The sequence below is a fragment of the Bradyrhizobium sp. 41S5 genome, from assembly GCF_011516665.3.
In the GTDB taxonomy this organism is placed as follows: Bacteria; Pseudomonadota; Alphaproteobacteria; order Rhizobiales; family Xanthobacteraceae; genus Bradyrhizobium; species Bradyrhizobium quebecense.
This window is the reverse complement of the sequence record NZ_CP083721.1, coordinates 4,305,491-4,317,459: the sequence shown is the minus strand read 5'-3', so window position 1 is coordinate 4,317,459 and position 11,969 is coordinate 4,305,491. Positions and strand designations below refer to the sequence as shown.

General features: G+C 60.9%; 17 protein-coding genes and 1 tRNA gene. 7 read left to right on the top strand and 11 right to left on the bottom strand.

The window, feature by feature from the left end; all coding sequences use genetic code 11:
* Positions 1–11: 11 nt before the first annotated feature.
* From HAP47_RS20585 to HAP47_RS20550, 8 genes are all read right to left on the bottom strand, one after another.
* Positions 12–374 (bottom strand): hypothetical protein, encoded by a 363-nt coding sequence (locus tag HAP47_RS20585; protein WP_173643586.1) that lies wholly within the window; start codon positions 372–374, stop codon positions 12–14.
* Positions 368–760: a hypothetical protein gene (locus HAP47_RS20580; RefSeq protein ID WP_173643585.1), complete on the bottom strand. Its 393-nt coding sequence runs from the start codon at positions 758–760 to the stop codon at positions 368–370. Before HAP47_RS20580 ends, HAP47_RS20585 begins: the two co-directional genes overlap by 7 nt.
* The gene (locus HAP47_RS20575) at positions 753–1,022 is read right to left on the bottom strand and encodes a hypothetical protein (RefSeq protein WP_173643584.1); all 270 of its coding nucleotides are present in this window, start codon (positions 1,020–1,022) and stop codon (positions 753–755) included. The genes HAP47_RS20580 and HAP47_RS20575 overlap by 8 nt, the downstream gene beginning before the upstream one ends.
* Positions 1,023–1,220: 198 nt before the next feature.
* Complete coding sequence (locus tag HAP47_RS20570) at positions 1,221–1,928, bottom strand: helix-turn-helix domain-containing protein (protein WP_173643583.1); 708 nt, start codon at positions 1,926–1,928, stop codon at positions 1,221–1,223.
* On the bottom strand, positions 1,928–2,113 hold the full coding sequence (locus HAP47_RS20565) for a hypothetical protein (RefSeq protein ID WP_173643582.1): 186 nt from the start codon (positions 2,111–2,113) through the stop codon (positions 1,928–1,930). Before HAP47_RS20565 ends, HAP47_RS20570 begins: the two co-directional genes overlap by 1 nt.
* A gap of 229 nt (positions 2,114–2,342) precedes the next feature.
* Positions 2,343–3,137: a ParB/RepB/Spo0J family partition protein gene (locus HAP47_RS20560; RefSeq protein ID WP_173643581.1), complete on the bottom strand. Its 795-nt coding sequence runs from the start codon at positions 3,135–3,137 to the stop codon at positions 2,343–2,345.
* A 180-nt stretch (positions 3,138–3,317) separates the two neighbouring features.
* Positions 3,318–3,515 (bottom strand): hypothetical protein, encoded by a 198-nt coding sequence (locus HAP47_RS20555; protein ID WP_176396305.1) that lies wholly within the window; start codon positions 3,513–3,515, stop codon positions 3,318–3,320.
* Positions 3,515–3,730 carry a helix-turn-helix domain-containing protein gene (locus tag HAP47_RS20550; RefSeq protein WP_173643579.1) on the bottom strand — a complete coding sequence of 72 codons (216 nt, stop codon included), beginning with the start codon at positions 3,728–3,730 and terminating at the stop codon, positions 3,515–3,517. Before HAP47_RS20550 ends, HAP47_RS20555 begins: the two co-directional genes overlap by 1 nt.
* 123 nt (positions 3,731–3,853) lie before the next feature.
* Between HAP47_RS20550 and HAP47_RS20545 the strand changes: the two genes are divergently transcribed.
* The 3 genes from HAP47_RS20545 to HAP47_RS20535 all read left to right on the top strand — a co-directional run bounded on the left by HAP47_RS20545 (position 3,854) and on the right by HAP47_RS20535 (position 5,572).
* Entirely contained in the window at positions 3,854–4,276 is a 423-nt protein-coding gene (locus tag HAP47_RS20545; RefSeq protein ID WP_173643578.1) for a ribbon-helix-helix protein, CopG family, read from the top strand.
* A gap of 3 nt (positions 4,277–4,279) precedes the next feature.
* On the top strand, positions 4,280–5,410 hold the full coding sequence (locus tag HAP47_RS20540; protein ID WP_173643577.1) for a site-specific integrase: 1,131 nt from the start codon (positions 4,280–4,282) through the stop codon (positions 5,408–5,410).
* Between the two features lie 72 nt (positions 5,411–5,482).
* Positions 5,483–5,572 (top strand) — tRNA-Ser (locus HAP47_RS20535).
* A gap of 523 nt (positions 5,573–6,095) precedes the next feature.
* On the opposite strand, the gene HAP47_RS20530 is transcribed toward HAP47_RS20535, so the two are convergent.
* Together HAP47_RS20530 and HAP47_RS20525 are read right to left on the bottom strand one after the other, a co-directional pair.
* Positions 6,096–7,112: a SphA family protein gene (locus HAP47_RS20530; protein WP_173643576.1), complete on the bottom strand. Its 1,017-nt coding sequence runs from the start codon at positions 7,110–7,112 to the stop codon at positions 6,096–6,098.
* A gap of 634 nt (positions 7,113–7,746) precedes the next feature.
* Positions 7,747–8,061 carry a hypothetical protein gene (locus tag HAP47_RS20525; RefSeq protein ID WP_173643575.1) on the bottom strand — a complete coding sequence of 105 codons (315 nt, stop codon included), beginning with the start codon at positions 8,059–8,061 and terminating at the stop codon, positions 7,747–7,749.
* A 531-nt stretch (positions 8,062–8,592) separates the two neighbouring features.
* Here HAP47_RS20525 and HAP47_RS20520 point away from each other — a divergent pair.
* Together HAP47_RS20520 and HAP47_RS20515 are read left to right on the top strand one after the other, a co-directional pair.
* Positions 8,593–9,582, top strand: a complete 990-nt coding sequence (locus HAP47_RS20520) for an acyltransferase family protein (RefSeq protein WP_173643574.1) — start codon at positions 8,593–8,595, stop codon at positions 9,580–9,582.
* Positions 9,583–9,732: 150 nt separating this feature from the next.
* Positions 9,733–10,020 carry a DUF5658 family protein gene (locus HAP47_RS20515; RefSeq protein ID WP_231168318.1) on the top strand — a complete coding sequence of 96 codons (288 nt, stop codon included), beginning with the start codon at positions 9,733–9,735 and terminating at the stop codon, positions 10,018–10,020.
* 145 nt (positions 10,021–10,165) lie between these two features.
* Here HAP47_RS20515 and HAP47_RS20510 read toward each other — a convergent pair whose 3' ends face one another.
* Positions 10,166–11,086, bottom strand: a complete 921-nt coding sequence (locus tag HAP47_RS20510) for an alpha/beta fold hydrolase (RefSeq protein ID WP_173643573.1) — start codon at positions 11,084–11,086, stop codon at positions 10,166–10,168.
* Positions 11,087–11,231: 145 nt separating this feature from the next.
* Here HAP47_RS20510 and HAP47_RS20505 point away from each other — a divergent pair, with 145 nt between their 5' ends.
* Together HAP47_RS20505 and HAP47_RS20500 are read left to right on the top strand one after the other, a co-directional pair.
* Positions 11,232–11,702 carry a winged helix-turn-helix transcriptional regulator gene (locus tag HAP47_RS20505; RefSeq protein WP_173643671.1) on the top strand — a complete coding sequence of 157 codons (471 nt, stop codon included), beginning with the start codon at positions 11,232–11,234 and terminating at the stop codon, positions 11,700–11,702.
* Positions 11,703–11,789: 87 nt separating this feature from the next.
* Positions 11,790–11,957, top strand: a complete 168-nt coding sequence (locus HAP47_RS20500) for a hypothetical protein (protein WP_173643572.1) — start codon at positions 11,790–11,792, stop codon at positions 11,955–11,957.
* Positions 11,958–11,969: the final 12 nt, after the last annotated feature.

Sequence of the window (11,969 nt, the reverse complement as noted above, 5' to 3'; positions counted from 1 at the left end):
ATGTCTCGGTTTTAGACGCGCGGACAAGCGGACAGAACCTTTTTGTCCGTTTCATTTCGGCTCAGCTTTCGACGAAGCCTTCGCGCAATGGAATCGGCACGCTCGCCGGTAGCGTTTGCGATCTCCCCAGCGACAGCCCCCACTGCCTCGCGTTGCCGGTGGGATGGATATGCCGCGATGCGTAGTAGAGCCTCGCGGTCGTCGATCGCGGTTCTGCCCAGCACGGTGCCGCGGATGATCGAGGCACCATAGCGAAATCTATTCTCGCCCCGGCGCTCGGCAAGCGCGTCGAGCGCTTCGATCAGGGCCGCATCGGCATCTTGGCGCTTAGCGCGCAGCAGCGCGTCCAGAATTGCGTCAGCGAGGCTCACCACGGCAGAGGAATTTCACGTTCTGCCCATCTCTCGCCGGGCGCTGGACCAGGATCGAACAGCGATGCGAAATACCTTGGATGGCGCCATTTAGCCGAGTCTAGGCCGGCAACGATCGCATGGACGAGCTCAAGATCGATGGGCGGACGGGTCGCGCGCTCATCCACAGCGATATCGACCATCGCTTCCAGCTTCGCCGCGGCTAGTAGGCGGGCCTCGGGTGGCCAGCACGCGTCACGCGCGACCTGGAAAAGCCGGTCAATGTTGGTCTGCTCAAAAACATCATCGATCGCAGCCCGCACGACGTCGAGACGTTTGGGCGATTGCTGGTCGTGCAGTCCAACACCGCGGTAGGTCGCGACGACCGGGATGGTGTCGTTGTCATCCATTTTTTCCTCCTTGCAAAATACGAAGCGCGCGGCGCGCGACGGGATCGCGCTCAGCGGGTTCTTCAGGTTTCTGGGCGTTGCCGCTCAGCAAGGCTTTCGCGGCGGCTACGCGGGCCGATGCCGGCGCGCTCTCGTCCGCGGCGATCGAGCGCAGCACCACGTTCGGATCGAGGGTCGACAGATCGACCCCGGCCAGCGCTTTCTGGCTCGCTTCGCGCCGGTTTGGCCTGCCTTTGCGGCGCTTCGCTATGCGTTTCGCCATCGTGCTTTCTCCGTGTGGATGATTTTCTGGGAATTTCCGGCGCGCGCGGGCGTGGTGCGCGTGCGGACCCATGCGGTTCCGCCCCCAAACCGTCCGGCCTGCAAAGAAACCGCCATCCCCCCGTGGGGTCTAGGAACCCTGGAAACCTGCGGAATTCCCCGCCGACCAAAGCGCTAAACCGCCTTCCATACTGGATGCTCATGCCGCCCGCCTCGCGACGAAGCGCACGCGCTCGATGGACGCCTGTTGAGCTTGCAGACAGGCAAGCACTTGGTCGGCGTATCTGCTCTCTATCGTGCTGGCTTTAAACTTGGTTGGCAGTTCCAGCGTCACCGCCTCCTCGGTGGCGTCGACAATGCTGGCGCCGCCGAACCATGCGCTGAAGTTGTCGGACCCGATGCGGTTGCGGATGGCCGCGCCGAGCGGGCCGAGCCCGTCAAGGGCGCTCGGCTCGCGCGCGCGCGAAGGTTTATTGACTGGTTTAAGGATAGGTTTAAGCCGCATGGTGCGGCCCGGTGAAGCCGCATGGTGCGGCCTGGTGAAGCCGCGTGGTGCGGCCTGGTGAGCGACATCCGGGCCGCATGTTGCGGCATGGTCGACCGGGCCGCATGGTGCGGCTGGGTCGACGAGCTTTTCCAAATTGATTTGATAGCTCCAGGAAGCCCAACGACCGCGAATAGCCGGGCGCTTCTTGCGAGTGATTATGTCGTCGGATTCGAGAGCCTTAAGCTGGCGCTGGATGGTATCGAGCGATAGCTGGGTTTCGGCCTGGATGACTTCTTGGCCGGGATAGCACTCGCCACCATGCTCATCGCAGTGATTTGCAAGGGACAGGAGGACAGCTTTCGCGGCGCTTCCTGCTGTTATTTTCGTTCTGAAGACCCTGTCGACAATAGCCCAAGCCATCAGCGGCACCCCCGCGCGACCGATCGGATCGCGTCGGCCAACGCCTCGGCCTCGGCCATGGGAATCCGGATGCGGAGGTATCGCTCGCCGTGCTCCAGGTTCGGAATCTCTTGAACGATCACCAGATCGCCCGTACCGCCGCGGAAGACCTCCGGAACCATCCATTCCCGAATATCGATGTTCATTTGCGCAGCACCTCTGCGCCGACGAACTCAGCGAGCGTGGAAGCGGCCTGAAGCGCCCTGTCTTCGTCAGGGATCGGCCGTGACTCAAAGGCGAGATCGCCGCCTCGCGATACATGCCGTACGGTGAAATAGGCTGAGCCGTCGACACGATCGCGGCCTGGGCGAATGGTGACAGTCCCGCCGAGTCGACGGATGTCGCGTGCGTAAATTGGGCGCATACGACGGACCGTCATCCGTGGATCTCGCGGATGGCGGCCAAAACCTCATCGGGTTTGGTGTACTTCAACCAAGTGGCTATCTTCGCGATATCGCCTGACTTTGATCGGGCTACGATCCACGCTGCGAATTTGCGCGTTTCAGTACCTCGCATCGCCCGCGCGAACTTCTTTCCCGAAACCCTTGACCCTTTTGCGATAGCGGAGATCTTGGCGACCTGCTTTTCCGGCTCGGTCTCGCGAGCGGCTTCGAGAAGTGCAGAACGGTTATTATCAAGGCCGGAATCCCTCGCCGCTTCCTTTGCCTCCTCGGAAAGCGACGCCACTCTGACAGCGCGGTGTGCGTCATCCTTGTCCACACCGAGATCGCGCGCCGCTGCGGCTATTCCGCTCTCCGGCCGATGTCCACGGCCATCGTCGCGCTTGCTTTCATTCTTCGCAATTTGCGACGAATGAATCCGCTCATTGATCTTGATCCACTCCGCGACCTGCTCATCGCGCTCGAGCTTGGTCAACTCGGCGCGGTGCAGGTTCTCGGCGATCTCATGAAGCCGATGATCTAGTTCACTGCCGCTGACCACGACGGCTGCGATCTCCTTCCAGCGGAGATGCTTTGCCGCCTCAAGGCGGTGAAGCCCGGCAACAAGACGAATGCTTGAATTGGGGCCGTAGTAAACCGAGATCGGTTGCAGCTGACCGAGCCGGTTCATGCTCTCTGCCAATGCCGTCACCGCCGCAGGGCCAACGCTGCGCAAACGCGGCCCGATCTGGATGGTGGCGATTTCGATAAGCGCTATTCTGTTCGTCATCGCGCCACCGCGTACGCAAGCCGCGCAATGGTGGCGGCCGTGGCGACTGAAACCGCATAGAGGCGCCGCACCCTTCGCTGTTGCAAGGTCAGCGGGGCTTCGGTAGAGTTGCCATCGTCGAAAGTTGATTGCGAAAATGCCCCGTGGTCCTGGCCGGCCGCGGGGTTTCGCATTTCCGGGCTAGGTGCAGGCACAGTGCAACACCTCTCGGACGATCTTGAAGCGCCGGAATCTCGGTGCCCGCTTCGGCTCCGGCACCATCCTCTCGGCGATCACCGCGGCGAACGTGCGCGTCGGGAATGGCCCCTTCTCAATATCGCCGGTGACGACATCGAACATTCCGTCGTCGCGCTGTCGAACTTCTCCGGGCTGCTGCATTAGGTCGGATCCGCCTTTTCAACAGACAGCGCTTCCGCCGAGCCGATCATCGCGTGAAGCGCGGCCTTAGGGACCTTCAATAGCTTGCCTATTCTCAAGATCGGCAGGTCTCCGCGTTTGGCCGCCTCGTATGAGGCGTTCTTTGTAAGACCCAGCAAAGCCCCAGCTTCCGGCACCGTGTAGACGAGGCAGTCCGCCCTGTCCGGTCGAGTCATATTACGCCTCCTTTTTTTGGCTCATGACACGCCACTTAATATCGAGACATGATGCGCGCGCGCCCTTGTCAAGGATTATTGGCGTGATATAAGCCATTAAATTGGGAGTAAGCGGGATGAAAAATGGCTAAGAAGAGCAAGGTCGCGCCAACAAAGAAGACCGCCGCGCGCGGCCGGCCGCGCCGATACGTGGGAGACCGGCCGAACTGGACGATCCGACTTGACGTTGAGGTGGGCGACCGAATTCGGGAGATGGCCGAAGCCACAGGCCGCTCGATTTCAGAAATTTGCGAGCAGCAAATCGTCAGGTCCTTTGAACTGGCCGACGATCTCGCGAAGGCTCGCGCTGAGACGAAGGACATCTCGATCGCCTTCATGACAACGCAAAGGCGCATGGAGGCCGCAGAAGCGGAACTTGATCGAATGGCGACGATGCAGACGCTAATCGAGAGTGCTGTCCATCGCGCAATGCGTCGCGCAATGCTCCCACTGCGGAAGCAACAATCGAAAAACGCTCGCACCCGCATTGCGCGCGGAAAGGATTAGACCATGAAGGGGCACATCCAGCAGCGCGGCAAGGATTCGTGGCGCCTGAAATTCGACGCCGGCCGCGATGAAAAAACCGGCAAGCGCAAGACCCAATTCCATACCTTCCGCGGTAACAAGCGCCAGGCGCAGACCAAACTTGCCGAACTGATTGCGTCAGTCAGTCAAGCGAAGTACGTCGAGCCAAACAAGATCACGGTCGCCGAATGGGTACGGGGCCGCGTCGACCATTGGGAAGCCTCGGGCGAGATCAGCGCCCGGACCGCCGAGCGCTATAGAGAGCTGACCGAACATCAGATCGCGCCGCACATCGGTTTGAAGCTGCTACAGAAGCTTCGCGCCCTCGATATCGAGCAATGGCATACGGCTCTCCGCAATGGCGGCCGAGCCGACGGCAAGGGAGGCATCGCACCGCGGACGATCGGTCACGCTCACCGTGTGCTTGGGAAGGCACTCCGCGACGCCACTAAGAACGAGCTTGTCATCAAGAACGTGGCCGCCATCGAGTCGGCGCCTAAGGTCGATGACGAGGAAATGGTAATCGTCCGGGATGTCCCGGCGTTCATCGAAACATTGCGCGGGCACCGCCTTTTCGTCCCGGCTATGGTCTCACTGTTTACCGGCATGCGCCTTGGCGAGGTACTCGGCCTCCGCTGGGGCCGGCTTGATCTCGACAAAAAGATCATTGAGGTCCGGGAGGCAATCGAGGAGACCAAAGCCCACGGCATTCGTCTCAAGGCTCCGAAGACCAAGGCCGGCCGGCGCGACATCACCCTGCCCGATCTCCTGGTCGATACCCTCCGCGACTTTCGCAAAGAGCACCTCGAGCTGCGGCTCAAGCTGGGCGCCGGAAAGCTTCCTGACGATGCGCTGCTATTTGCCAGCCTAGATGGCGCCCTGCCTTCCCAGAAGCGCTACAGCAAGGCCTGGAGCGACTTCCAGCCCGACATGGGGTTCCACAATCTCCGGCATACCCACGCCTCCCAGCTGATCGACGCTGGCGTGGACATCGTCACCATCTCAAAGCGTCTTGGCCACGCAAAGCCGGACATCACCTTGCGCGTCTACGCCCACTTGTTTAGGAACGACGACGGCAAGGCGGCAGCGGCGATTAACGCGGCGCTGGCACGTTAGGTGCCAATCGGGTGCCAATTTCGCGGTTCGTTCTCTCTGAACCTACCGCTAAGCACTTGAAATTGTTGGTTTGGAAGGGTGGCCGAGTGGTTTAAGGCACCGGTCTTGAAAACCGGCGTGCCCGCAAGGGTACCGTGGGTTCGAATCCCACCCCTTCCGCCAGATCAACCGCTTTTCCAGGTATTTTGAACAATTCTGGAATTTCACCCACACTTCGACCCACCCGGATGTGCTGAACGGCAGGCTGCTGCCATCTGACGACCAGCAGAGGCTCTGGCGGCATCCGATGTCCGTTCTCCACCGGACACACAACTGATGGCCGCATTGTGGGTGGCCTTGCTGTTGGATGCGGACCTCAAGGTCGTCTCCAATCCGTCTATCACGCCCTGAAGGAAGCGGATGTCCGGACGTCGCTCCCGCAGGAGTTAGAGCAAGCACTGGTCGCGATTGTCTCGCGGCTGGCGAGCGCGGCTCCAAGAGCTTGTCCAGACCGAGACGGCGTTTCACGAGGACATTGCAGCTGAATGCCGTGACGAAGTTGAGCGGCTGATTGCAACGAGCTGGCGAAAGCCCTGAGATTGTCCCAGCCATCGGGACGGCAGTCCACCGACGCTTTCGAAGACCCCGTCCTTGTTTCGGACGAGGCGGCCTTCTAAACAACCGAGAAGCCGTAGCTTGGCCGATCCTAATATTTTCTGACGATGGGTTTTGTTGTCGGAGGCGCTCCGGGCGCGGGCGGCGAGATAGCGAAGGTCACCCAGGTATTCCAGCCGGCCGGTCGGTTTTCCGCGGCGAACTCGCCGTAAGCCTTAAAATTGAGATAACCCTGCATGTCGCCGACCGGAAACAGAAACCCGATCTGGGGACCGACGCCAACCACCTGGGACTGGAAGCAGCCGAGACGGTCGCCTGAACCGCTATCGCAGCCAAGCTCCTTGTAGACATAGCCCACGAGGCCAACCATGACCTGCTTCGACAGGAATTGGGATGCACCCCAGTCGAAGTGCATGTCGACGCCGCTTTGATACTGCGTGTCAGTATTCTTGAAATTGTAGGTGAAGCCGAGCACCCCGGAAAATTCGTGTCCGGTCTGCGGATTGAAATAGGTGTAGCCGCCGCCAGCGTCGATCGCGCCGTGTCCGATACCGAGGTTCGACAAGCGATCGGATTGGTAAGCGCCCACCGGGATATCGCCCGTGATGTAGGTCATGTAGTTGTGGACGCCGGCGTTCCATTTCAATTGGAACACCGGCGCCAGATCCCCAAAGCCCCATGTCGTGTCGCTAATGGTGTCGGACCGCGCGAAGGGAACGGTGTTACCGAACGGCCCCGTGGCCGCGCCGGACAAGGTCCCCGCCAAGCTGGTGCCGACGACGCCATAGGCAGCCATGAGGGACACCGACGCCTGGCCGCCGAGCACCGGCGTCGCGAATACATAGGTCGGGATCACAAGGCCAAGATCGCCGGTGGCGTTAACGTGCAAATTCAGATTTGCGTTGACGGTAACGTTGGCCGGAACCCTGCCGAGCGTGAATTCGCGCGCACGCGCGACGTCGGCGCCGGCGGATACGGAGGTGTGATAGTAGATATTCGCGAGCGACCATCCCGGTTGCTGCGGCGTGGCCGCCAAGCTCCCAAAGAAACCGGGCACCCAGAAGCTGACGCCGCCTTCGTCGGCCAGCGCACTTTCGGAAAAAAGCATGATCGCAGGCGCCAGGACGATTGCAGCAACGCCAAGTCTGCGTCGACGTGATGAGATGGGCCGCCCGCTTTTCGCCGCCGCTAGTGCAATTCTCGCTGTCATATTGCGCCCCGTTAGGTGTGTCGCCTCCGAATTCCACTCGATCGACACCGTAGTCCCAGAACAAGAGGGGCTCACCACGTAAATTCAATGAAGGCCGGTTTGCCAAGAAAGAGATGGAGACTGCGGCCCAAGGGCCACAGGCGACAGCTGGAAATAGCCAGGCATCTCTCCCCAAGTATGCAGTTTGTGCCAACGGGCATGTTCGAGGATGCGATTGAGGAGGCACAGCACCTCTGTCCTCTGAGAGAGAAAAGCTGACACCGACGCGTTTCCCGGCCCCTCGTCTGCTCTGACCTCAACAGCGGACATGCGTATCAGGGCAGCGAATGTGGCACCAACCCGTCCATTGCTCCTTCGGAAAACTGCTCCGACCACGTCAACGGTCAATCGTTTTCGCGAGCGGCATGATTTCGTGAGTCATTTCAATGGAAATGGCGGGCGAGGCGTCCGCCTTCCGAGACCATCCCCGACCGCCCTGCCGGTCATACGCCAGAATCGTGGGTTGACGGCTCGCAGCGCGGCCGTGCCCAAATCAAACCGGGACGTGCGATACATTTGCTTTGATCCACGTTCCATCGGACGACACCGCGATCGGGCTGGGATCACGGTCGCGCAATCGCAAACGTTGTGATGACTCGTCGCTTTGCTGGCCATGCCTGGTAATCTTCCAGCCGTCCTTATGTTGGTCGATATAATCGCGCCCCACTTCCTCGAATGTTTCGCCGTCTTTGCGATTGGTAAGTGCAATCGCTTTGCCTGCGGCGGCGTCCCGTTCGGCTACCGGATCACGTCCGGCCTTGATTTGCTTTTGTCGTTCCGCCGCTCGCGCTTCGATGGCCTTCAACATGTTGATATCGATTGGCTCGTATGTTCGAGCGTCATCAATCGGCGTTGTCCGGGCTTCGTGGAATAGCGGAGCGCCCAAAAGGCTGATCCGCTCTTGGCGATCACGAGACAGATGCCGCGCTCGTGCGTCCACATTCCCGGCTCGGCCGCTTTAACGAGAGTTTCGATTGTGCGAAGGGAAAGCCCTCGCCGTCCGGATTGATGACGGGCCGGGCTTTTGGCGGTTCTTACGGTAGCAGTCGCGATGGTGTGCATTCGCTGGCGTCCTGAAAATCGCTAGTTGCCACCCTAGTCGCTCACCAACTCGTTCTCTCCACCTCGTTTAGACCCTGATTACTCCTGATCGCTCGTGAGGGGCACCCCTTCCGCCAAATCGCAGCCGACGGGCACGATCGCCCAAAGCGCGCATTGCCGTTCAGCAAAGACCGGAAAGCTCCGTAGAGTCCCGGGTTGCCCTCCGCTGTCGGGTGCGGGAGCCTTTCCGCTTCTCCTGAAGGCTGGGCAAGATGGACACTGCAGCTATCGGCTACCCATGAGCACGGAACGCAAAGGTCAGTCCGACCGTTCCGAACCGCTTGACGCGCTCAGGGGGCTGGCCATTTCGCTGGTCATCGCTCGGCACTATTTCGGTTTCAAATATGGCATGCTGGGCGTTGATCTGTTCTTCGTTCTCAGCGGCTTCCTGATCGGCGGCATCCTGTTGGATAGCCGTGAACAGCCCGGCTATTTCTCGTCCTTCTATGGACGGAGGGCATTTCGGATCTTGCCGCTCTATTGGCTGCTGCTGGCGCTCGTGCCGCCAGATCACTGGGGCTACTACCTGTTCTTCATCCAGGCCATACCGTGGCTGGAGTTCGGCTATCCTCAGTCTGACGTGACCTTCGTCACTTGGACGCTGGCCATCGAAGAGCAGTTCTACCTGATCCTGCCCATCCTGATTTACTGCCTGCCACGCCAATGGCTGATCCGCACCATTTGGGGAGGCGTGCTGCTGGCGCCAGTCTGGCGCTGGCTCTTTCACGCTTATCTGCCGGACCATTCCTGGCAATTTCTGCTGCCCGGCCGCCTGGATGAACTTTTCGGCGGCGTCTTGCTCGCCTGCTTCATGCGCGGCTACTGCCGCTCCCGCAGCGTGTGGATGATACTTGCCTGCGTACCGCCGCTTTGCGACGTGGCGTATGCCGTCATGGTTGAACCCTTCGGCTTTCTCTCAATCGCAGCGTTGGCATGCTGCGTGATCGTGTGGCTGGGCGCCAACATGGAACGGACAGAATTGCTCCGTCCGTTCATATGGCCGGGACGCAGATGCTATTCGCTCTATCTATTCCATATGCTCGTCTACGACGTGTTCTTTGGCTTCGGCCGTCCGCTTGCAGGTTGCCTTGCGCTTCCGGTTGTCTGCGTCTTGGCGGAGATCACCTGGCGCACGATCGAGTCCCCGCTGATCGGCTACGCAAGACGACGATTTGCAAGAGCCAAGCCAGGAACGATCGGGATCGCTGGTGGTTTAGAACGAGTATAAGAGGGCGGCTGACCGGAGGAGCGTGAGGCTGGATAGCGTGAAGTTCAAGTTGCGTCCCCGGTTGAAATCTCCTGCCCAAACCAACAATTAACGAATCAGCTTGAATGATGGGGGCATTGCCAGTCTGACGCTCGGCACCAAGAGGCTGAAATGAATTGGGTCAAGGCACTGCTGCTGCTCTCCGTGCTGCTCCTTGGATGCGCCGACCTCGCGACCACCAACAGGATTTTGGAGCTCGGGTTCGGCGAAGCGAACCCGTTCATGGAGATGGCACAGGCCTGGTTCGGCGCCTGGTGGCTGATCCCGAAACTGGGTTTGACGTACCTCGTCATCGCGCTGCTTTGGCGCAGCGAAAGCCTTTCCAGGATTGCCCTTGTGGTGGCGTTTTGCTCGACGCCCGTCATCAACAACCTCGTCATTATCGCGGGCGCGAGCTGAACCACCCACGCGCCAGTCGAGATTTAACGATGTGATCGTCCTGCTCGTTTGTTGCGAGCAGGCATGATCCGATCAGTGTCCGAAACCTCTGCCGCCTAACCAGCGCCTTCGCTGCCCTGCCCGTCGCATGGGATCGGGCTCGCAGTCAGGTCTGTCCGATGAACTCGGCGATCAGGGCTCCGATTTCCTCAGGGGCATCCTCCAGACAGTAATGCCCGACACCGGTGAGACGATTGACCGGTGCCGCCGGGAAGATCGCGGAAAACAGCGGCAGGAAATGCTCTGCGTGCAGCGTGCGGTCCGCCTCGCCCCAGATGGCGAGCGCCGGCCTGCTGCGGATCGCGCGGTCGGCGGCGGGATCCGGCGCGTCGAACCTGTGCGCGCCGGTCGCAAAGCCCCTGGCCCATCCGATCGCACCGAGGCAGTCGGCCGGACGAGCGAAGGGTGCGCCGTAGGCGGCGAGCCAGGCGTCGGTGATGACGGCGTTGTTCTCGAAGCCGTTGAGCTTGAGCGTGCTCAGGATGTTGAAGCCGAGTTGGCCGAGAACCGGCTCGAGCTCGCCGTTCGCCTCGGCCTTTGCGATCCATTGAAACCAGGGCGAAGCTAGCGCATTGGCGGTGACGCGCTCGAACAGATCGCTCTGCCCGAACGGCGTCGGCCCGTTGGCCGAGATGATGCGGCGGATGCGATCCGGATGCCTGACCGCGAACCCCATGCCGACGGGGCCGCCGAAGTCATGCATGACCAGCGTGATGTCGGTGAGATCGAGCGCAAGGACCAGCGCTTCGAGATTGTCGACATGGTCCTGCAGCCAATAGCTGCGCTGCGCCGGCGTCGCGCTCTTGCCGAACCCCATGTGATCCGGAACGACCACGCGCTGCGTCGCGCTGAGGGCCGGCACCAGATGGCGAAACAGATAGCCCCAGGTCGGTTCACCATGAAGGCAGAGCACCACCTCGCCGTCCCGCGGGCCTTCGTCGACATAATGCATCCGAAAACCCGGAGCCGCGCTGAAGTGCGGCGTGAACGGAAAGGTGCTGTCGAAGGTGGCGTCGGACTGGATCATGGCGTGGCCCAGATGGTTTTATATTGAAACCATCGCGTACCGCTTGTGGTTTTACTTTGCAACCGATATATCGAGACCCCGACGGTGCGGTCTTTCGGGCCGCGCACCGGTCAGAATATGGATTGGGAATCGTCAGGCGGACACGATGGCGAAGCGAGTGAGCCACAGGGACTCGATGTGCGGCGTGGCCCGGCCGCTGGATGCGATCGGCGACTGGTGGTCGCTGTTGATCGTCCGCGATGCATTCGACGGGCTGCGCCGGTTCGGCGAATTTCAGAAAAGCCTCGGGCTTGCCAAGAACATCCTCTCCGCCCGGCTCCGTAATCTGCTGGCGCATGGAATCATGGAGACCGTGCCTGCGGCGGACGGCAGCCCGTATCAGGAATATGTGCTGACCGAAAAGGGACGCGGGCTGTTCCCGCTCCTTGTCGCGCTCCGGCAGTGGGGTGAGGACTTCTTCTTTGAGCCCGACGAAGCGCATGTGCTGCTGGTTGATCGAAAGAATGGACTGCCGGTGCGCCGCCTCGAGCTGAGAGCGCAGGACGGACGCGTCGTTGGTGCAGAAGACACGATGGTGCGGCTGCCGCGGGATTCACAAGAGAACGGCAGCGCGTGAGACGCGCGCGTGCGCCGCGCAGGACCGCGGCCAGCAACCGGATGTTAACCGGCCGTGCCGCAGCATCCGCGCGTGGAGGTTCGACCAATGCAGACATTCCGGATTTCGCTCAGCGATGGGGAGCGGAAATTCCACACGGCGATTCAGGCGCCGGATCCCGCGTCCGCGCGTATCAAGGCCGCCTACTTCTTCGACATATCGAAATGGCGGATCTTGAGTGTGTCGCCCAACGGAGCCAACGCCGCCGCGGCGTAGTCGCTGCGCGCC

Excerpts from the sequence above, each read along its gene's own strand:
- HAP47_RS20580 (WP_173643585.1), bottom strand. The coding sequence starts at position 760 with ATGGATGACAACGACACCATCCCGGTCGTCGCGACCTACCGCGGTGTT.
- HAP47_RS20575 (WP_173643584.1), bottom strand. The coding sequence starts at position 1,022 with ATGGCGAAACGCATAGCGAAGCGCCGCAAAGGCAGGCCAAACCGGCGC.
- HAP47_RS20570 (WP_173643583.1), bottom strand. The coding sequence starts at position 1,928 with ATGGCTTGGGCTATTGTCGACAGGGTCTTCAGAACGAAAATAACAGCA.
- HAP47_RS20565 (WP_173643582.1), bottom strand. The coding sequence starts at position 2,113 with ATGAACATCGATATTCGGGAATGGATGGTTCCGGAGGTCTTCCGCGGC.
- HAP47_RS20560 (WP_173643581.1), bottom strand. The coding sequence starts at position 3,137 with ATGACGAACAGAATAGCGCTTATCGAAATCGCCACCATCCAGATCGGG.
- HAP47_RS20555 (WP_176396305.1), bottom strand. The coding sequence starts at position 3,515 with ATGCAGCAGCCCGGAGAAGTTCGACAGCGCGACGACGGAATGTTCGAT.
- HAP47_RS20550 (WP_173643579.1), bottom strand. The coding sequence starts at position 3,730 with ATGACTCGACCGGACAGGGCGGACTGCCTCGTCTACACGGTGCCGGAA.
- HAP47_RS20545 (WP_173643578.1), top strand. The coding sequence starts at position 3,854 with ATGGCTAAGAAGAGCAAGGTCGCGCCAACAAAGAAGACCGCCGCGCGC.
- HAP47_RS20540 (WP_173643577.1), top strand. The coding sequence starts at position 4,280 with ATGAAGGGGCACATCCAGCAGCGCGGCAAGGATTCGTGGCGCCTGAAA.
- HAP47_RS20530 (WP_173643576.1), bottom strand. The coding sequence starts at position 7,112 with ATGCTTTTTTCCGAAAGTGCGCTGGCCGACGAAGGCGGCGTCAGCTTC.
- HAP47_RS20525 (WP_173643575.1), bottom strand. The coding sequence starts at position 8,061 with ATGTTGAAGGCCATCGAAGCGCGAGCGGCGGAACGACAAAAGCAAATC.
- HAP47_RS20520 (WP_173643574.1), top strand. The coding sequence starts at position 8,593 with ATGAGCACGGAACGCAAAGGTCAGTCCGACCGTTCCGAACCGCTTGAC.
- HAP47_RS20515 (WP_231168318.1), top strand. The coding sequence starts at position 9,733 with ATGAATTGGGTCAAGGCACTGCTGCTGCTCTCCGTGCTGCTCCTTGGA.
- HAP47_RS20510 (WP_173643573.1), bottom strand. The coding sequence starts at position 11,086 with ATGATCCAGTCCGACGCCACCTTCGACAGCACCTTTCCGTTCACGCCG.
- HAP47_RS20505 (WP_173643671.1), top strand. The coding sequence starts at position 11,232 with ATGGCGAAGCGAGTGAGCCACAGGGACTCGATGTGCGGCGTGGCCCGG.
- HAP47_RS20500 (WP_173643572.1), top strand. The coding sequence starts at position 11,790 with ATGCAGACATTCCGGATTTCGCTCAGCGATGGGGAGCGGAAATTCCAC.